This window comes from Zavarzinia sp., from assembly GCF_041650655.1.
GTDB lineage: Bacteria > Pseudomonadota > Alphaproteobacteria > Zavarziniales > Zavarziniaceae > Zavarzinia.
Map to the genome: position 1 here is coordinate 1 of NZ_JBAZKR010000063.1, position 17317 is coordinate 17317.

Below are 17317 nucleotides of genomic sequence, written 5' to 3' on the forward strand. Positions count from 1 at the left end.
GCATGAAACTCGGCCCCTTCCTGGTCTATGCCCGCAACACGCTGACCGTGGCGGTGCCGACCGCGGTGCTGGCGGTGACGCTCGCCGTGCTGCTCGGCTATGGCCGGCGGCTCGGCCTGTCCCGGGCCGGGCGGGTCGCGATCCGTGTCGCCGCCATGGGCTATGCCATTCCCGGTGCCGTGATCGCGGTCGGCGTGCTGGTCCCGGTCACCAGTTTCGACAATGCGCTGGATGCCTGGATGCGGGCGCAGTTCGGCATCTCGACCGGGCTGCTGCTTTCGGGCTCGCTGGCGGCGATCGTCTTCGCCTATCTGGTGCGCTTCATGGCGGTCGCCTTCAACACGGTCGAATCGGGCCTCGAAAAGGTCACCCCCAGCATGGATGCGGCGGCGCGGAGCCTGGGGCGAAGCCCGCTCGACACGCTGCGCCGGATCCATCTCCCGATGATGCGGGCCAGCCTGACCACGGCGGCCCTGCTGGTCTTCGTCGACGTGATGAAGGAATTGCCGGCGACCTTGATGATGCGGCCGTTCAATTTCGACACGCTGGCGATCAAGGCCCACGAACTGGCCTCCGACGAACGTCTGGCCGAGGCGGCGCTGCCGTCGCTCGCCATCGTGGCGGTCGGCGTGATACCGGTCATCCTGATGAGCCGGGCGATCGCCGTCTCGCGCCCCGGGGCGCAGGCGGCCGAGACGGGTGAGGGTTGAGCGGGAAATGGCGGGTCTTGCGTTCGAGTCGGTCACCCATCGTTTCGGCAATCGCATCGCGGTCGGCGGTCTCGACCTCGCGGTCGAAGCGGGGGAGGTGGTCTGCCTGCTCGGCCCGTCCGGTTGCGGCAAAACGACGACGCTCCGCCTCGCCGCCGGGCTCGAAAAGCTGCAACAGGGCCGGATCCTGATCGGCAACCGGGTGGTGGCCGACGAATCGGGGGCGCTGCCGCCGGAAAAGCGCCACGTCGGCCTGATTTTCCAGGACTACGCGCTGTTCCCCCATCTCTCGATCCTCGACAATGTCGCCTTCGGCGTCGACGGCGGCGATGCAAGGGCGGATGCTCAGAAGGCGCTCGCCGCGGTCGGCCTGGGCGACCGGGGCAAGAGCTATCCCCATATGCTCTCCGGCGGGGAGCAGCAGCGCGTGGCACTCGCCCGCGCCTTGGCGCCCCGGCCCGACGTCATGCTGATGGACGAGCCTTTCTCCGGCCTCGACGTCCGCCTGCGCGACCGCGTGCGGGACGAGACGCTGGCCCTGCTGGCCTCGACCGGGGCTGCCGTCCTGCTGGTCACCCATGATCCGGAGGAGGCGATGCGCATGGCTTCGCGAATCGCCCTGATGCGAGCGGGGCGCGTCGTCCAGCTCGGCACGCCCGATACGCTCTACAACCGCCCGGCCGACGCCGGTGCCGCCCGATTCTTCGCCGAGGCCAATGGTTTTGCCGGTGTGGTCGGGGCGGACGGCCGGGTTCCGACCCCCCTCGGCCCCGTGCCGGCGCCGGGCCTCGCTCCTGGTGCGCGGGCCGAAGTCCTGGTCCGGCCCCATGCCATCCGCCCGGAAGGCGCCGGGGAGGGGGTGGCGGCCCGGGTTCTGCGCGCCCGCCTGCTCGGTGCCGACAGCCTGGTCGAATTCGACCTCGGCGGCGGTGCGGCAGCTGTCGCCGCGCGCATCACGCCGCCGCGATTGCCGCCGATTGGCACCGAGATGCGGCTTTTCCTCGACCTCGGGCAATGTTTCGTCTTTCCTGAAGCGACGGTCGGCCCCAAATAAGCAGCTCGACGGGTGGCATACCGCATTTCTGCGCGTTGCCTCCCCTGTGCCCTTGGGGCAATATCCGGCCACGCTGGGCCTGATTTGAAAGAGGAGTATTGGCGATGGGTGCGATGAGCATGTGGCATTGGCTGATCGTCATCGCCCTGGTCGTCTTGTTGTTCGGCGGCCGTGGCAAGATTTCCGAACTGATGGGTGACGTCGCCAAGGGCGTGAAGAGCTTCAAGAAGGGCCTCGCCGACGAGCCGGCCCCCCCGGCCCCGACCGACGTGGCGCGCAGCACGACCACGATCGACGCCAAGGCCGAGCCGGTGAAGAGCCAGGACGCCCAGAAGGTCTGATTCCAGGGTACGGGCCGGGGCTTCGGTCCCGGCCTTCCGGTAACTGCTTGCAGGGTGACCCCCTGCCGGAGACAGGCGCATGTTCGATCTCGCATGGTCCGAGATCCTTCTCGTCGGCGTGGTTGCGCTTGTTGTGGTCGGCCCTAAGGACTTGCCAGACCTGCTGCGGACCGTGGGCCGTTTCGTGCGCAAGGCGCGCATGATGGCCTCGAACTTCCAGTCGACCTTCGACCAGATGATGCGCGACGAGGAAATGGCGAAGACCCGCCAGGACCTGGAGCGTGCCGTCACGGCAGAACCGACCATTGCCAAGCCCGCGGCGGAGCCCCATCTGGCCGACGAGGCCGAGGCGGCCGAGGCCGAGCACCCGGCGGTGCCGGCGCCCGCGCCGACCGCCGCCGAAGTCGCCGAGGCGCCCAAGCCCGAAACGACCAAAACCGAAACGACCAAAACCGAAGCCGGCACGGGAGCCTGACATGGCCGGACGCAACGAAAAGGACGAAGCCGAGATCGAGTCGAGCCGCGCACCGCTGGTCGATCATCTGATCGAACTGCGCCGCCGCCTGGTCTATTGCATCGTATCCTTGGTGCTCGCCATGGGTGCCTGCTACGCCTTCTCGGAGCAGATCTACGCCTTCCTGACCCATCCGCTCTATCAGGCGATGGGGGCGGACGCCTCGACCCGGCGCATGATCTATACCGACCTGACCGAAGCCTTCTTCACCTATATGAAGCTGTCCTTCTTCGGCGGCGCCTTCATCGCTTTCCCGATCATCGCCTCGCAGATCTATATGTTCGTGGCGCCCGGCCTATACCGGAACGAGCGGAAGGCCTTCCTGCCCTTCCTGGTGGCGACGCCGGTGCTCTTCGTCACCGGCGCGGCGATGCTCTACTACATGATCCTGCCGCTGGCCTGGCACTTCTTCCTGGGCTTCGAGGCGCCGGGCGGCAGCGGTGCCCTGCCGATCCAGCTCGAGCCCAAGGTGAACGAATACCTGAGCCTGGTGATGACCCTGATCTTCGCCTTCGGCATCAGCTTCCAGATGCCGGTGGTGCTGACCCTGCTCGGCCGGGCGGGCATCGTCTCGGCGAAGATGCTGTCGTCCAAGCGGCGCTATGCGATCGTCGGCATCTTCGCCTTCGCCGCGGTCGTGACCCCGCCCGACATCATCAGCCAGGTCAGCCTGGCGATCCCCATGCTCGTCCTCTACGAGGGTTCGGTGATCGCGGTCCGCCTGATCGAGCGCAGCCGTGCCCGCGCGGCCGCCGAGGCGGAGGCGGAGGCGGAAGAGGGCGCTTCCTGACGGCTGCGACGCCCAGAGTGCTGGACGGACTCGTGCCCTGTTTCTATAAGGTCAGGGCACGCAGCCGTTCCCGAGCTTGAGTCCCCATGCACGACCTGAAAGTGATCCGCGACGACCCGGCCGCCTTCGACGCGGGCCTCGCCCGGCGCGGCTTCCCGGCATCGTCCGCCGCCGTTCTCGACCTCGACGCCAAGCGCCGGGCCGGCCAGGGCCGTCTGCAGGAAATGCAGGCACGCCGGAACGACGCCAGCCGCGAGATCGGCCAGGTCAAGGCCAAGGGCGGCAATGCGGACGCCCTGCTGGCCGAAGTGGCGACCCTGAAGACCGACATCCAGGCGGCCGAGGAAGCCGACCGCAGCTTCGCGGCGGAAATCGAGGCCCTGGTCTCGGCGATCCCCAACATCCCGGCCGCCGAGGTCCAGGAAGGCGGCGAGGAAGCCAACCGCGAAATCCGCCGCTGGGGCACGCCGCGCCTTGCCGAAGGTGCCCAGCATTTCGAGATCGGCGAGAAGCTCGGCCTGATGGATTTCGAGGCGGCGGCGCGCATTTCCGGCGCCCGTTTCGTCGTCCTCAAGGGCAAGCTGGCGCGGCTCGAGCGGGCGCTCGGCCAGTTCATGCTGGACCTGCACACGACCGAGAACGGCTATACCGAGATCGCCCCGCCCATCCTGGTGCGCGACCAGGCGGTGTTCGGCACCGGGCAGTTGCCCAAATTCGCCGAAGACCTGTTCCGCACCACCAACGGCTTCTGGCTGGTGCCGACGGCGGAAGTGCCGCTGACCAACCTCGTCCGCGAACAGATCCTGGACGAGGCCAAGCTGCCGATCCGGGTCACCGCGCTCACCCCCTGTTTCCGCTCGGAAGCGGGCTCGGCCGGGCGCGACACTCGCGGCATGATCCGCCAGCATCAGTTCAACAAGGTCGAGCTGGTCTCGGTCTGCTCGCCCGACCAGTCCGCGGCCGAGCACGAGCGCATGACCAATTGCGCCGAGGAAGTACTGCGCCGCCTCGACCTGCCCTACCGCGTGGTACAGCTCGCGGCCGGCGACATGGGCTTCAGTGCGGTGAAGACCTACGACCTCGAAGTCTGGCTGCCGGGGCAAAAGACTTTCCGCGAAATCTCCTCCTGCTCCAACTGCGGCGATTTCCAGGCCCGGAGGATGGAGGCGCGCTGCCGCGCCGCCGGGGTCAAGGCGACGCGGCCGGTGCATACGCTGAACGGCTCCGGCCTCGCGGTCGGGCGCACGCTGATCGCGGTGCTGGAGAATTACGTCAGGCCCGACGGTTCGGTCGAGATCCCGGCCGTGCTGCGCCCCTATATGGGCGGTCTCGAAGCGATCGACCTCGATGCCTGAGCCCGCGGATCGGCCGCTTCGCATTCTCGTCTCCAACGACGACGGCATCCATGCCCCGGGCCTCAAGGTCCTGATCGGCATCGCCAAGGCGCTGAGTTCCGACGTCTGGGTGGTGGCGCCGGAAACCGAACAGTCCGGCGCTTCCCATTCGCTCACCCTGACCTCGCCGCTCCGGGTGCGGAAGGTGGCGCCCAAGCGCTTCGCCGTGACCGGCACGCCGACCGATTGCGTGATGATGGCGATCGACCGCCTGGTGAAAGGGCGGAAGCCCGATCTCGTGCTCTCGGGCGTCAACCGGGGCGCCAATATCGGCGAGGATGTGACCTATTCCGGCACGGTCGCGGCGGCCATGGAGGGAACGCTGCTGGGCGTGCCCTCGATCGCGATGAGCCAGGTCATGGGCTTCGACCGCGACAAGCCGGTGCAATGGGATTGCGCCGCCACCCATGGCCCCGCCGTGGTGCGCCGTCTGGTCGAGGCCGGCTGGCCGCGCGACGTGTTGGTCAACGTGAATTTCCCGCCCGTCGCGGCGGACCGGGTGACCGGGATCAAGGTCTGCCACCAGGGCCGGCGCGGGGCGGGCAATCTCGCCGTCGAGGAGCGCATGGACGCCCGCGGCAATCCCTATTTCTGGCTCGGCTACCGCCGCAGCCCGGAGCCGCCGGAAGTCGATTCGGATATCGAGGCGGTCTATGGCGGGGCGATCGCGGTCACCGCCCTGCATCTCGACCTCACCCATTACGACACCCAGGCGAGCCTGCGCCAGGCCTTTGCCCGGCCCCTGGCGGGCGATTGATGCCATGGGCACGGATACCGAGAAGGCCAGCCTGATCCTCAGCCTGCGCCAGCAGGGCATCGTGGATACGAGGGTCCTCGGCGCCATCGAGGCGATCCCGCGCGAGCGTTTCGTGCCCCCGGCCCTGGCCCACAAGGCCTATGAGGACACGGCCCTGCCGATCGCCGGCGGCCAGACCATCTCGCAGCCCTTCATCGTCGCCTATATGACGCAGTCGCTCGACGTCGGGCCGCGCCACCGGGTGCTGGAGGTCGGCACCGGCTCCGGCTATCAGGCGGCCGTGCTGGCCAAGCTGTGCCGCCGGGTCTATACGGTCGAGCGCCGCCGCAGCCTGCTCCGCCACGCGGAGAAACTGCTGAACGACCTTCATATCCACAATGTCGTCACCCGGCTCGGCGACGGTGGCAAGGGCTGGCCCGAACAGGCGCCCTTCGAGCGCATCATGGTGACGGCGGCGGCCCCCTCGGTGCCCCAGGCCCTGATCGACCAGATGGCGGACGGCGGCGTCATGGTGCTGCCGGTCGGGCCGGTGCACGGCGCCCAGGAGATCTGGCGCGTGCGGCGGGAAGGGGCTGAAGCCCTCTACGAAAAGCTGATGCCGGTGCGTTTCGTGCCCCTGGTCGAAGGCATCCTGCGCGACGATTGACGCCGCAGCCCGCTAAATCGAGACTGCGGCCATGGCCAGAGTGTCTCACCCCGCACTGATTCGGACGCTGCTCGTCCTGGCGGCGCTGGCGCCGCTGGTCTCGGCCTGCGGCGGGCGCGAGGACCTGGCGCCGGTCGAATATGTCGGCGGCACTTCGGGCGGCGGCGGTTCCAGCAGCCATGTCTCCAGCGGCGGCAGCGAGATGCCGGCGGTCGAGGCCGCACCCCTGGCCCCTGTCGAGCACGGCGGCATCACCGCCCGCCCGCTCGACGACCCGGCGGCGGGGACATCCGGCGCCGGAACACCCATCGTCATCACTCCCTCGGCCGTCCCGGCCACCGGGGGCGCCGAGACCACGGTGCAGCCGGGCGAGCCGGCATCCGACGCCTCGCGCGGCACCGGCGTTGCGGCGCGCACGCATACGGTGGCGCCGGGCGACACGGTCTACAACATCGCGAAGCGCTATGGCGTCGACCAGGCCAGCCTGATGGCGGCCAACGGCATCGCACCGCCCTATACCATCAAGCTCGGTCAGGTACTGCGCATTCCGGGGCCGGTAGAAGGCGGTGCCGCACCGGCGGCCCCGTCCGAACCGGCCCCCGCAGCCCAAACCCCGGTACCTGCGGCCCCGGCGCCCGCAGCCGAACCTGCACCTGCCGCGGCGCCGGCCATACCCGAGATCATCGAGCCCGATCCGGACAGCCTGCCGCCACCGCGGACCTCCGGTGAGGCCATGCCGGTGCCCATGCCGGCGCGCAAGCCCGTGCCGGCCAGCGCCACGGCATCGGCTCCGGCGGCGACAGCCCCGGCGGCGACGGCGGCCGCGGCCGCGACGACTGCCCCGGCCGAGGCGCCTGTCCGGCCCTCCTCGACCGGCGGCTCGATGCGTTTCGGCTGGCCGGTCGCGGGCGATGTCATTTCAGGCTTCGGGCCGAAGGACGGCGGCCAGCACAACGACGGCATCAATATCCAGGCTGCCAAGGGCACCACGGTGCGGGCGGCGGGCGATGGTGTCGTCGCCTATGCCGGCAACGAGATCCGCGGTTTCGGCAATCTCGTGCTGATCCGCCACGCCGACAATTGGATGACCGCCTATGCCCACAACGACGTCATGCTGGTGAAGCAGGGCGACAAGGTGAAGCGCGGCCAGCCGATCGCCCGCGTCGGCCATACCGGCAATGTCACCGTGCCCCAGTTGCACTTCGAGGTGCGCAAGGCCGGCACCCCGGTCGACCCCGCCAAATACCTGGACGGCGGCGCCGGCTGAGCCTCGGCGAGAGACCGTCGACGATACATCTTTTTCGTGTATTCTCGTTCGAGGGGTGGGGCGTCGAGCGCTTCATCGCTCTGGGGGAAACATGAACAATCTGAAATTGGGCTTGGCGGCAGTCCTGCTCTGCTGCCCGGCAACGATCGCACGCGCCGCAGACACGCCGCTCGACGGCAAGCCGCTGACGGTGGAAGGGAAGATCGAAGGCAAGGACGCGGCGATCTCGACCGATGTCAGCGGCATCGCCTGCCAGCCCGCGAAGGGAGGTGCGGCCCGCAAATGCTATCTCGTCGACGACGAGGTTCGCTATGCTCATGCCGTCACGCTCACAGCCGACACGTTGGCCGCCAGCGGCGCGAAAGTGACGTTGGTGCCCGAACCGGCGGGGCAGGGTGCATTGGGTGTCGCCCTCGATCGCCAAGGCACCCGATGTTCCGGCGAGCCCGACAAGCCGAAGCAGTTCGATGGCGAGGCGGTCACCTTCGACGGCAAATTCTATTACGTGGTCGGCTCGCACGGATGCAGCCGGAAGAGCAAAGTGTTCCATCTCTCGTCCTACACCATCGCCCGCTTCCCGGCCGATGCGGAAGACGGCGAGATGGCGACCCTCAGTTTCCGCCTGGCCGAGGTGCTGCGCCAGACGCCGGGCACGGAAGTGGCCTATGGCAAGGATCTGAACGGCACCTCGGGCGGCATGAACATCGAGGGCATGGTCGCGCTGGGCCGCGATCTCGTCTTCGGGCTTCGGGCACCGGTGGTCGACGGCCGCGCCGGCGCCACCCTGCTGCGGGTACGGGCTGCCCCCCTGTTTGCCCCGGGCGACGCGCCCTATGCCGGGCCGCCGGCGGAGACTTTCGTGCTCGACCTCGGAGAGGGAGCCGGGATTCGCGACCTCGCACCGCTGGGCAAGGACCGCTTCCTGGTCTTGTCGGGCCCGGCCGCGGACTCGGACGCTTCGGTGCCGTTCGCCCTATGGTCCTACAAGCCCGGCGACCCGCACGGGCCGCGTCACCTCGCCGAGCTGAAAAGCGTGCCTGGCGAAGACAACGAGCCCGGCAAGGCCGAGGCTGTCTGGCTGTTGTCCCGCCATGGCAAGAAACTCGACATCGTCGTCCTGTTCGACAATGTCCAGAACGGCGGGCCGCGCCTCTACACCGTCGACGACTAGGCCTCAGCCGACGCGTTTGCCGAGCCGGCCGGCGAGGTCCTGGATGAACTGCCAAGCCACCCGGCCGGAGCGGCTGCCCCGCGTCACCTGCCATTCCACGGCTTCGGCGCGGAGCTGTTCCGGGCTGATCTCCAACCCGAAGTATTTCGCGTAACCCTCGACCATGGCGAGGAAATTTTCCTGGTCGCAGGTGTGAAAGCCGAGCCAGAGACCGAATCGGTCGGAGAGCGAGACCTTCTCCTCGACCGCTTCGCCAGGGTTGATCGCAGTCGAACGCTCGTTCTCGATCATGTCGCGCGAGAGCAGGTGGCGCCGGTTCGAGGTCGCATAGAACAGGACATTGGCCGGCCGTCCTTCGACGCCACCGTCCAGCACCGCCTTCAGCGATTTGTAGCTGGTGTCGTTGTTGTCGAAGGAAAGGTCGTCGCAGAACAGGAGGTAGCGCCGGGCGCGGCCGCGCAGGCGGCGCAGCAGCTCGGGCAGGGTGTGGATATCCTCGCGCGCCAGTTCGACCAGGGCGAGCTGGCCCGGGTGTTCGGCCGCGACGGCGGCGTGGATCGCCTTGACCAGCGAGCTCTTGCCCATGCCACGCGCGCCCCACAACAGGGCATTGTTGGCGGCGAAGCCGGCGGCGAATTGGCGGGTGTTGGCCAGCAGCAGGTCGCGCACCCGGTCGACGCCGCGCAGCAGGTCGAGGGGCACGCGCGAGATCTCAGGGACTCCCTGGAGATGGGCGGGCGACGCCTGCCAGACATAGGCCTCGAAGGCGTCGGGATCGGCGTCGCGGGCGGGCGGCGGGGCCAGGCGGTCCAGGCTGTCGGCGATGCGGGCGAGCAGGGGGAGCAGGGTGGTATCGGTCATGGCGGCGGGACGCTAGCACAATGGTGCCGGGCTGACAGCGCTGCGGTTTGCATTCCCCCCCTCAGTCGCTATAGTCCGCGCGTTCCGAACTGTGCAGAGACCTTACCCTCATGGACGAAATCTTCTCGATCAAATCGGCCCTGGCCCAGACGGCGGGTGGCGCACCGGCAGGCGGCGGCGCCGACATCCTGATTCAGATCGCCCCCCTCGTCCTGATCTTCGTCGTCTTCTACTTCCTGATGATCAGGCCGCAGCAGAAGCGCATGAAGGAACACCGTGCCCTGCTCGAGGCGACTCGCCGCGGCGACATCGTGGTGGCGGCCGGCGGTATCATCGGCAAGGTGGCCAAGGTGGTCGACGCCAACGAAGTGGTCCTCGAAGTGGCCGAAGGCGTCCGTATCCGCGTGCTGAAGAGCGCCATCACCGAGGTGCGCACCAAGGGCCAGCCGGTCGGCGACGACGAAAAGCCGGCGAAGTAAGCCCATCATTCCAGAACCCAGGTCGAGCGGCACATCATGATTCAGTATTCCCGTTGGAAGATCATGCTCTACATGGCGATCGTCGCCCTGGGCGTGATCTTCGCCGCGCCGAACCTGTTCAGCCGGGCCTCGCTCCAGGGGCTGCCGTCCTGGGTTCCACAGAAACAGCTCAATCTCGGCCTCGACCTCCGCGGCGGTTCGCATCTGCTGCTCGAAGTGGACGTCAAGGCCGTGATCAAGGAACGGCTGGAGAATCTGGTCGATTCCGTGCGCACCACCCTGCTCGGCGCCGGCATCAAATATACCGGCCTCGGCGTCGCGGGGCAGAGCGTGCAGGTCACCATCACCGATGCCGCGCGGACGGACGAGGCGCGCAAGTTGCTGGCCGGTCTGTCCTCGGCGGTCGGTGGCGGCGTGCTGGGTGGCGGGGTGCCCGACCTCGACGTCACCACGGCCGACAACAAGATCACCGTCACCCTGAGCCAAGCCGGCATCCAGGAGCGGACGACGGGCGCGATCAGCCAGAGCCTGGAGATCGTGCGCCGCCGCATCGACGCCGTGGGCACGGCGGAAGCCACCGTGGCCCGCCAGGGCGCCGACCAGATTCTGATCCAGCTCCCCGGCGAGCAGGATCCGGCGCGCATCAAGAATATCCTCGGTCAGACCGCGAAGATGACCTTCCGCCTGGTCGAGGACGTCAACCCGACCGATCTTGCCGCCGGCAAGGTGCCCGCCGGGACCGAGATCCTGGCCGGCGAGCCGCTGCCCGGCTCGAACAAACCGGAGCCGATCGCGGTCCGCAAGAAAGTGCTGCTGACCGGCGAGATGCTGGTCGACGCCCGCGCCGTCAGCGATCCGGAGAGCGGGCAGTGGGTGGTCAGCTTCCGTTTCGACGGCGAAGGTGCCAAGCGCTTCGCCACCGTGACCAAGGACAATGTCGGCCGGCGCTTCGCCATCGTGCTCGACGACAAGGCCATCTCCGCCCCGGTGATCCGCGAGCCGATCTTGGGCGGCCAGGGCCAGATCAGCGGCAATTTCAACGCTCAGAGCGCCAGCGACCTCGCCGTGCTGCTGCGCGCTGGCGCGCTGCCCGCACCCTTGACCGTGATCGAGGAACGCACGGTCGGCGCCGACCTCGGTGCCGATGCGATCGCGGCCGGCCAGATCTCCGGCCTGATCGGCACCGTGCTGGTCGTCCTCTTCATGCTGCTGTTCTATTCGGTGACCGGCGGCATCGCGGTGGTCGCCCTGATCGCCAACATCGTGCTGACCATTGCCATCCTGACCCTGATGGGGGCGACGCTGACCCTGCCCGGCATCGCCGGCCTGGTGCTGTCGGTCGGCATCGCGGTCGACGCCAACGTGCTGATCAACGAACGCATCCGGGAAGAGACCTTGCTGGGGCGCGGCGCCATGGCGGCCCTGCACCAAGGCTTCGACCGCGCCTATGCGACCATCATCGACAGCCATCTGACGGCACTTTTCGCCGTCGCCACCCTGTTCTTCTTCGGTGAAGGCCCGGTGCGCGGCTTCGCCATCGCCATGGGCATCGGCATCATCCTGTCGCTGTTCACCGCGGTCGCCCTGGTGCGCGTCGGCATGGTCTATTGGGTGAAATGGACCAAGCGGAAGGTCCTGGACATCCACGCCATGTTCGGGGCACGCCGGCTCATCCCCGAGAACACCAAGATCCGCTTCATGCGCGGGCGCTTCATCGGCATCGCCACCTCGGCCGTGCTGTCGACAGCTTCGATCGTCCTGCTGTTCTATCCGGGCCTGCACTACGGCATCGACTTCGTCGGCGGCATCGTGGTCGAGGTTCACACCCAGGGGCCGGCCGACCTGGCCAAGCTCCGTTCCGGCATCGATTCGCTCGAACTCGGCGAAGCCTCGCTGCAGGAATTCGGCAGCCCCGAAGACGTGCTGCTGCGCCTGCCGCGCCAGGACGGCGGCGAAGAGGCGCAGAATGCGGCGATCGCCTCGGTCCGCACCAAGCTCGCCGAGATCGCACCCGACTCCAACCTGCGGCGGGTCGAAGTGGTCGGCCCCAAGGTCTCGGCCGATCTGGTGCAGAGCGGTGCCATGGCCGTGGTCCTGTCGTTCCTGGTGATGCTGGTCTACATCTGGTTCCGCTTCGAATGGCAGTTCGCGGTCGGCGCGGTCGCCACGCTGATCCTCGACATCACCAAGACCGTGGGCTTCTTCGCCCTGACCGGCATCGAATTCAACCTTACGGCGATCGCGGCCCTGCTGACGCTGATCGGTTACTCCATGAACGACAAGGTCGTGGTCTACGACCGGATGCGCGAGAACCTGCGCAAATACAAGACCATGCCGCTCCGCGAGTTGATCGACCTTTCGATCAACTCGACCCTGACCCGGACCATCTTCACCTCGGTGACGACCTTCCTGGCCATGGCGCCGATGGCGATCTTCGGCGGTTCGGCGGTGTCGGGCTTCGCCCAGGTGATCCTGTTCGGCATCGTCGTCGGCACCTCGTCGTCGATCTTCATCGCCGCTCCCATCCTGCTCTTCCTCGGCGAAGGCAAGCTGCGCCGCGGCTCGCCCGCGGTGGCCGATACGGAGAGCGGCAAGGCGGCGACCCCGGCCAAGGGCTGACCCCATGGCACTCCGCGAACTGGACCAAGCCGTCCGCCGGATCGAGAAATACGGCGACGGCGGGTTCCGGATCGAGGGCGTGGCCTATGCCGGCGGCCTGCTGCTGACGCCCAAGGCCTTGATCGCCTGGCCGGTCGCCGACCTCGGCCAGGTGACGGTGGAGCCCCTGCTGGCGGTACGGGACGACTTCGAATTCCTGCTGATCGGCAGCGGTAAGACCTTCGCGCTGCCGCCGAAGCCCGTGCGCGAGGCGCTGAAGGCGGCCGGGCTCCGCTTCGACGTGATGGATACGGGCGCGGCCTGCCGCACCTACAACGTGCTGGCGGCCGAAGGCAGGCTGGTGGCCGCCGCCCTGGTGCCGGTCGCCTGACGTGGCGACGCTGGCCGAATTCGTCCGCGACCATGATCCGGACCGCTTCCTGACCGTGCTCTTCGCGCCCCCTGAGCGGCGCGAGGCGCTCTTCGCCCTCTATGCCTTCAATTTCGAAGTGGCACGCATCCGGGAAATCGTTTCGGACGCCATGATCGGCCAGATCCGCCTGCAATGGTGGCGTGACGCCCTGGCCGAGATCGCCGCCGGCAAGGCGCCGCGCGCCCATGAAGTGGTGCAGCCGCTGGCCCAGGCGATCGCCGATTTCGAGCTTCCGCTCGACGCCTTCGAACGGCTGCTCGATGCCCGCGAGTTGGACCTCGACGACCAGCCGCCGCCGACCCTGGCCAGCCTCTCGAGCTATCTCGACGGTGCCTCGGCCGCGCTGATCGAACTGGCGCTAGCGGCGCTGGGAACGGGGGGAGAGGGCAGGGCGGCCGCCCATGGTGCCGGCATCGGCTACGGCTTGGCCGGGCTTCTCCGCGCGCTGCCCTTCCACGCCGGCAGCCGGCGCCTCTATCTCCCGGCCGACCATCTGGCGCGCCACGGCGTGGAGGCGGAGGATGTCTTCGCGGGTCAGCCGTCGCCTGGCCTGAAGGCGCTGGTCGGCGAATTGGCCGGCCACGCCCGCGAACATCTCGACGAGGCGGCAGAAGAAGCCCGCAAGCTGCCGCGACAGGCGCGGGCGGCGCTCCTGCCCGTCAGCATCGCCCGCGGCTGGCTGAAGGACCTGGCCGGGCAGGGGCACGACCCCTTCGCGCCGGTGCCGCCGCGCCCCCTGCGGCGCCTCCTCCGTGTCGGCAGCGCCGCCCTCGGCGGCCGGCTCTAGCGCCCCTGCCGCGCGTCGCGGCGCGCGATCAGGCGCTGTGCGACCAAGAGCGTGAGGCCCCAGAAGGCGAAGGGCGGCACCGTGGCCAGGGTGTAGAGCGTCACTTGGTCGAGGCCATATTCCGGCCCATTCAGATTGCGCAGCATCAAAAGGCCGATCACGGCGCCGAACAGCCCGCCCCAGAAGGCGATGCGGCGCGCCGGGTCGATCGCGTCGGCGCAGTCGCCGTTCACCGAGCAACTCGGGCCGCTCTGCCTCGTTTCGATCGGTTCTTGCGCCATGGCGTTTCTCCTTCGGGGCGCATCCTGCCTTGTCGGGGGCCGGCGGGCAAGGCGCCCGCTTCGGCATTGGCAAGTGCGAATTATTAGGGTATAAACCCTATTATAAAAATGAAAACAGGGAGGACACCGTGGCCCAGGCAGCGCTTTCTCTTGAGACCCCCGCCATTCCGGACCCCTATCACCTGCCGATCGAGACCCTCGATCCGAGCCGGCCGGAACTGTTCCTGAACAATGTGCACGGCGCCTATTTCCGCCGCCTGCGCGACGAGGATCCGGTCCATTTCGTGGCCGAGAGCCCGTTCGGTCCGTTCTGGTCGATCACCCGCTTCGACGACATCGTGGCGGTCGAGACCAATACCAAGGTCTTCTCGTCGAGCCCGTCGATCATCATCGGCGATGCGACCGACGGTTTCGAGCCGCCCATGTTCATCGCCATGGACCCGCCGAAGCACGATCAGCAGCGCCTGGCCGCCTCGCCGGCCGTGGGCCCGACCCGCCTCGCCGAACTGGAGGACCTGATCCGCGCCCGTGCCGGCGCCATCCTGGACGGATTGCCGCTGGGCGAGACCTTCAACTGGGTCGAGCGGGTCTCGAAGGAACTGACTACCCAGATGCTGGCGACGCTCTTCGACCTGCCCTTCGAAGACCGCTATCTGCTGCCCTATTGGTCGGACATCTCGACCTCGTCCGATGCCGTGGGCGTCGCCGCCGACATGGCGGAGCGCCACCGCGTGCTGATGGAATGCCTGGCCTATTTCACCAAGCTGTGGCACGAGCGCGCCGCCCGGCCGCCCAAGTTCGACTTCATCTCCCTCCTGGCCCACAACCCGGAGACCAAGGGGATGGTGAACGACCCGATGGAATTCATCGGCAACATCATGCTGCTCATCGTCGGCGGTAATGACACGACGCGGAATTCGATCTCGGGCGGTGTCGTCGCCCTCAACCAGAACCCGGCCGAATATGCCAAGCTGCGCGCCGACCGCAGCCTGATCCCCAGCATGGTCTCCGAAGTGATCCGCTGGCAGACCCCGCTCTCCCACATGCGCCGCACCGCGACCCAGGATTTCGAGTTCAAGGGCAAGCAGATCAAGAAGGGCCAGAAGGTCGTGCTCTGGTATTGCTCCGGCAACCGGGACGAGACGGCGATCGAGCGGCCGGACGACTTCCTGATCGACCGGGCGCGGGCGCGCCATCACATTTCCTTCGGCTTCGGCATCCACCGCTGCATGGGCAACCGCATGGCCGAGATGCAGCTCCGTGTGCTGTGGGAAGAGATCATGAAGCGCTTCAGCTTCGTCGAACTGGTGGGCGAGCCGCAGCGCGTGTCGTCCAATTTCGTCAACGGCTACGAGGTCGTGCCGGTCCGCCTGCACGCCTGAGTCTGCGCCCGCAATGCTGACAGGGCGGCTTCGATCGGCTAGACCTGGGCCTATGGCCCGGAACACCCGCCAACGCATCATCGAAGCCGCCATCCGCCTGTTCAACGAGCGGCATTTCGGCAATGTGACGACCGCCGAACTGGCGGCCGACCTCGGCATTACCGAGGGCAACCTCTGGTATCATTTCAAGAGCAAGCGGGCGCTGCTCGACGTCGTCTCGGCCCTCTATGTCGAGCGGGCGAAGCAGCGCCTGAAGCTCGGCCCGGGCGAGGAGGACATCCTCGATTCCTACGCGGGCTTCCTGCGGGCGCTGTCGTCGGAAGTGCGCGATTTCCGCTTCATCTTCCGCGACCGGGCCGATTACGGCGAGCATTCGGGCCATATGCTGGCCCATATCACGGGGATCTACGAGGGCACCTTCGAGCAGATGGCGCGCTACTTCATGGCGCTGCGCGAGGAGGGGCACCTCGATGTGGGCGAGGAATGGATCGGTCCCCTGGTCACCAATGCGATCGTCCTGGTCCGCTTCGCCCATGAATTCTTCCGCGAGATGAATGTGCCCGAGGCCGATATGGGCGAAGTCGACTGGGGCATTTTCCAGCATCTCCAGGCCTTCGGGCCGCTGCTGAAGCCGGCGGCGCGGCGCCGCCTGCTCGCCAATCTCGGTATCGCGGACGAGACGCCGCCCTTCCTGCCCCTCGGTGCCTGAGCACTGGTCCCGGCAGCGGCGATCTCTTATGGTCGCGCGATCATCGCGTGAGGAGCGGACATGAGCGTTGCCGGTCAGCAGTGGCAGGGCCAACAGGCGGGAATCGGTAGCGGCGGCGCCATGACGGCGCAGGCCCGGCGGGCCGTGGCGACCTGGCTCTTCGTCGTCTCGGCCCTGCTGCTGGCCATGGTGGTGCTGGGCGGGGTCACGCGGCTGACCGGCTCCGGCCTCTCGATCACCGAATGGAAGCCGGTCACCGGCGCCGTCCCGCCGCTCTCGGAAGCGGCCTGGATGGAGGAATTCGGCAAGTATCAGCAGATCCCCCAATATACCCAGTTGAACCACGGCATGACGCTGGCCGAGTTCAAGGAAATCTTCTGGTTCGAATGGGCGCATCGCCTGCTCGGCCGGCTGATCGGCTTCGCCTTCTTCGTGCCCTTCGCCTGGTTCCTGCTGCGCGGCCGGCTGGACCGGCCGATGGCTTGGCGGCTTGGCGGGATCCTGGTACTCGGCGGGCTGCAGGGCGGGCTCGGCTGGTTCATGGTGGCGTCGGGCCTGAGCGAGCGCGTCTCGGTCTCGCAATACCGGCTGGCGGCCCATCTCTCGGTCGCCTTCCTCATTCATGCCGCGGTGTTCTGGACCGCGCTCGACATGCTGCGGGGCAGGGTGGCGCAGGCTCTCTCGCCCGGTCTCGCCAAACTGGCGACGGCGGCGGTCGTCCTGATCTTCCTGCAGATCGTCCTGGGTGCTTTCGTCGCCGGGCTCGATGCCGGCCTCGCCTACAACACCTGGCCGCTGATGGACGGCGACCTGGTGCCGGCCGGCATGTTCACGACCGTGCCGGCCTGGATCGATCCCTTCGAGAACACGATCACGGCGCAGTTCCTGCACCGCCATATGGCGGAAATCGCCGCCCTGGCGGTGCTGGCCTTGGCCTGGATTGCGTCCCGCCGGGTGCCAGCCGCGCGGCCGGCGGCGGCGCTGGTCGCCGCCATGGTGGTGATCCAGTTCCTGCTCGGCGTCTGGACCCTGCTCGCCGTGGTGCCGGTCTCGCTCGGCGCGCTGCACCAGGCAGGCGCCTTCGTGCTCTTCACGCTGGGCCTCAACCTGGCCCATCGGCTGCGCCGGGCCTGAGCCCGGCGC

19 protein-coding genes are annotated in these 17317 nt (G+C 68.0%); 17 read left to right on the forward strand and 2 right to left on the reverse strand.

Annotated features, from left to right (window positions below):
* The 10 genes from WC493_RS14690 to WC493_RS14735 all read left to right on the forward strand — a co-directional run.
* A partial coding sequence (locus WC493_RS14690) for an ABC transporter permease (protein ID WP_373066282.1) occupies nt 1-710 on the forward strand: 710 nt, incomplete at its 5' end.
* Nucleotides 711-717: 7 nt separating this feature from the next.
* Nucleotides 718-1764, forward strand: a complete 1047-nt coding sequence (locus WC493_RS14695) for an ABC transporter ATP-binding protein (RefSeq protein ID WP_373066283.1) — start codon at nt 718-720, stop codon at nt 1762-1764.
* 104 nt (nt 1765-1868) lie between these two features.
* A complete protein-coding gene (locus WC493_RS14700) occupies nt 1869-2105 on the forward strand; it encodes a twin-arginine translocase TatA/TatE family subunit (protein ID WP_373066284.1) in 237 nt (78 codons plus the stop codon).
* 79 nt (nt 2106-2184) lie between these two features.
* Nucleotides 2185-2580 (forward strand): Sec-independent protein translocase protein TatB, encoded by a 396-nt coding sequence (tatB, locus tag WC493_RS14705; RefSeq protein WP_373066285.1) that lies wholly within the window; start codon nt 2185-2187, stop codon nt 2578-2580.
* 1 nt (nt 2581) lies between these two features.
* A complete protein-coding gene (gene tatC / locus WC493_RS14710; RefSeq protein WP_373066286.1) occupies nt 2582-3409 on the forward strand; it encodes a twin-arginine translocase subunit TatC in 828 nt (275 codons plus the stop codon).
* Nucleotides 3410-3495: 86 nt separating this feature from the next.
* Nucleotides 3496-4764, forward strand: coding sequence for a serine--tRNA ligase (serS, locus tag WC493_RS14715; protein WP_373066287.1), 1269 nt, complete (start codon nt 3496-3498; stop codon nt 4762-4764).
* The gene (gene surE / locus WC493_RS14720) at nt 4757-5560 is read left to right on the forward strand and encodes a 5'/3'-nucleotidase SurE (protein ID WP_373066288.1); all 804 of its coding nucleotides are present in this window, start codon (nt 4757-4759) and stop codon (nt 5558-5560) included. Before serS ends, surE begins: the two co-directional genes overlap by 8 nt.
* A 4-nt stretch (nt 5561-5564) precedes the next feature.
* A complete protein-coding gene (locus WC493_RS14725) occupies nt 5565-6206 on the forward strand; it encodes a protein-L-isoaspartate(D-aspartate) O-methyltransferase (protein ID WP_373066289.1) in 642 nt (213 codons plus the stop codon).
* 31 nt (nt 6207-6237) lie between these two features.
* Nucleotides 6238-7473, forward strand: a complete 1236-nt coding sequence (locus tag WC493_RS14730) for a peptidoglycan DD-metalloendopeptidase family protein (RefSeq protein ID WP_373066290.1) — start codon at nt 6238-6240, stop codon at nt 7471-7473.
* 91 nt (nt 7474-7564) lie between these two features.
* Nucleotides 7565-8644 (forward strand): DUF3616 domain-containing protein, encoded by a 1080-nt coding sequence (locus WC493_RS14735; RefSeq protein ID WP_373066291.1) that lies wholly within the window; start codon nt 7565-7567, stop codon nt 8642-8644.
* 3 nt (nt 8645-8647) lie between these two features.
* Here WC493_RS14735 and WC493_RS14740 read toward each other — a convergent pair whose 3' ends face one another.
* Entirely contained in the window at nt 8648-9505 is an 858-nt protein-coding gene (locus WC493_RS14740; RefSeq protein WP_373066292.1) for an ATP-binding protein, read from the reverse strand.
* Between the two features lie 110 nt (nt 9506-9615).
* Here WC493_RS14740 and yajC point away from each other — a divergent pair, with 110 nt between their 5' ends.
* Genes yajC through WC493_RS14760 form a run of 4 tightly spaced genes read left to right on the forward strand, consistent with a single transcriptional unit; the run spans nt 9616 to nt 13802 of the window.
* The gene (gene yajC, locus WC493_RS14745; RefSeq protein WP_373066293.1) at nt 9616-9984 is read left to right on the forward strand and encodes a preprotein translocase subunit YajC; all 369 of its coding nucleotides are present in this window, start codon (nt 9616-9618) and stop codon (nt 9982-9984) included.
* A 36-nt stretch (nt 9985-10020) separates the two neighbouring features.
* Nucleotides 10021-12603, forward strand: a complete 2583-nt coding sequence (gene secD, locus WC493_RS14750) for a protein translocase subunit SecD (RefSeq protein WP_373066294.1) — start codon at nt 10021-10023, stop codon at nt 12601-12603.
* 4 nt (nt 12604-12607) lie between these two features.
* Nucleotides 12608-12973: an Mth938-like domain-containing protein gene (locus tag WC493_RS14755; protein WP_373066295.1), complete on the forward strand. Its 366-nt coding sequence runs from the start codon at nt 12608-12610 to the stop codon at nt 12971-12973.
* Nucleotide 12974: 1 nt separating this feature from the next.
* Nucleotides 12975-13802, forward strand: coding sequence for a phytoene/squalene synthase family protein (locus WC493_RS14760; protein ID WP_373066296.1), 828 nt, complete (start codon nt 12975-12977; stop codon nt 13800-13802).
* Here WC493_RS14760 and WC493_RS14765 read toward each other — a convergent pair.
* Nucleotides 13799-14083, reverse strand: a complete 285-nt coding sequence (locus WC493_RS14765) for a hypothetical protein (RefSeq protein ID WP_373066297.1) — start codon at nt 14081-14083, stop codon at nt 13799-13801. The genes WC493_RS14760 and WC493_RS14765 overlap by 4 nt on opposite strands.
* Nucleotides 14084-14211: 128 nt before the next feature.
* Between WC493_RS14765 and WC493_RS14770 the strand changes: the two genes are divergently transcribed.
* From WC493_RS14770 to WC493_RS14780, 3 genes are read left to right on the forward strand one after another with little or no spacing between them, the layout of a single operon-like run.
* A complete protein-coding gene (locus tag WC493_RS14770; RefSeq protein WP_373066298.1) occupies nt 14212-15465 on the forward strand; it encodes a cytochrome P450 in 1254 nt (417 codons plus the stop codon).
* A gap of 52 nt (nt 15466-15517) precedes the next feature.
* Nucleotides 15518-16174, forward strand: a complete 657-nt coding sequence (locus WC493_RS14775; RefSeq protein ID WP_373066299.1) for a TetR/AcrR family transcriptional regulator — start codon at nt 15518-15520, stop codon at nt 16172-16174.
* Between the two features lie 60 nt (nt 16175-16234).
* A complete protein-coding gene (locus tag WC493_RS14780; RefSeq protein WP_373066300.1) occupies nt 16235-17308 on the forward strand; it encodes a COX15/CtaA family protein in 1074 nt (357 codons plus the stop codon).
* The last annotated feature ends 9 nt before the right edge of the window (nt 17309-17317 follow it).

Coding starts and splice junctions, on each gene's coding strand:
- WC493_RS14695 (WP_373066283.1), top strand. CDS start 718: ATGGCGGGTCTTGCGTTCGAGTCGGTCACCCATCGTTTCGGCAATCGC.
- WC493_RS14700 (WP_373066284.1), top strand. CDS start 1,869: ATGGGTGCGATGAGCATGTGGCATTGGCTGATCGTCATCGCCCTGGTC.
- tatB (WP_373066285.1), top strand. CDS start 2,185: ATGTTCGATCTCGCATGGTCCGAGATCCTTCTCGTCGGCGTGGTTGCG.
- tatC (WP_373066286.1), top strand. CDS start 2,582: ATGGCCGGACGCAACGAAAAGGACGAAGCCGAGATCGAGTCGAGCCGC.
- serS (WP_373066287.1), top strand. CDS start 3,496: ATGCACGACCTGAAAGTGATCCGCGACGACCCGGCCGCCTTCGACGCG.
- surE (WP_373066288.1), top strand. CDS start 4,757: ATGCCTGAGCCCGCGGATCGGCCGCTTCGCATTCTCGTCTCCAACGAC.
- WC493_RS14725 (WP_373066289.1), top strand. CDS start 5,565: ATGGGCACGGATACCGAGAAGGCCAGCCTGATCCTCAGCCTGCGCCAG.
- WC493_RS14730 (WP_373066290.1), top strand. CDS start 6,238: ATGGCCAGAGTGTCTCACCCCGCACTGATTCGGACGCTGCTCGTCCTG.
- WC493_RS14735 (WP_373066291.1), top strand. CDS start 7,565: ATGAACAATCTGAAATTGGGCTTGGCGGCAGTCCTGCTCTGCTGCCCG.
- WC493_RS14740 (WP_373066292.1), bottom strand. CDS start 9,505: ATGACCGATACCACCCTGCTCCCCCTGCTCGCCCGCATCGCCGACAGC.
- yajC (WP_373066293.1), top strand. CDS start 9,616: ATGGACGAAATCTTCTCGATCAAATCGGCCCTGGCCCAGACGGCGGGT.
- secD (WP_373066294.1), top strand. CDS start 10,021: ATGATTCAGTATTCCCGTTGGAAGATCATGCTCTACATGGCGATCGTC.
- WC493_RS14755 (WP_373066295.1), top strand. CDS start 12,608: ATGGCACTCCGCGAACTGGACCAAGCCGTCCGCCGGATCGAGAAATAC.
- WC493_RS14765 (WP_373066297.1), bottom strand. CDS start 14,083: ATGGCGCAAGAACCGATCGAAACGAGGCAGAGCGGCCCGAGTTGCTCG.
- WC493_RS14775 (WP_373066299.1), top strand. CDS start 15,518: ATGGCCCGGAACACCCGCCAACGCATCATCGAAGCCGCCATCCGCCTG.
- WC493_RS14780 (WP_373066300.1), top strand. CDS start 16,235: ATGAGCGTTGCCGGTCAGCAGTGGCAGGGCCAACAGGCGGGAATCGGT.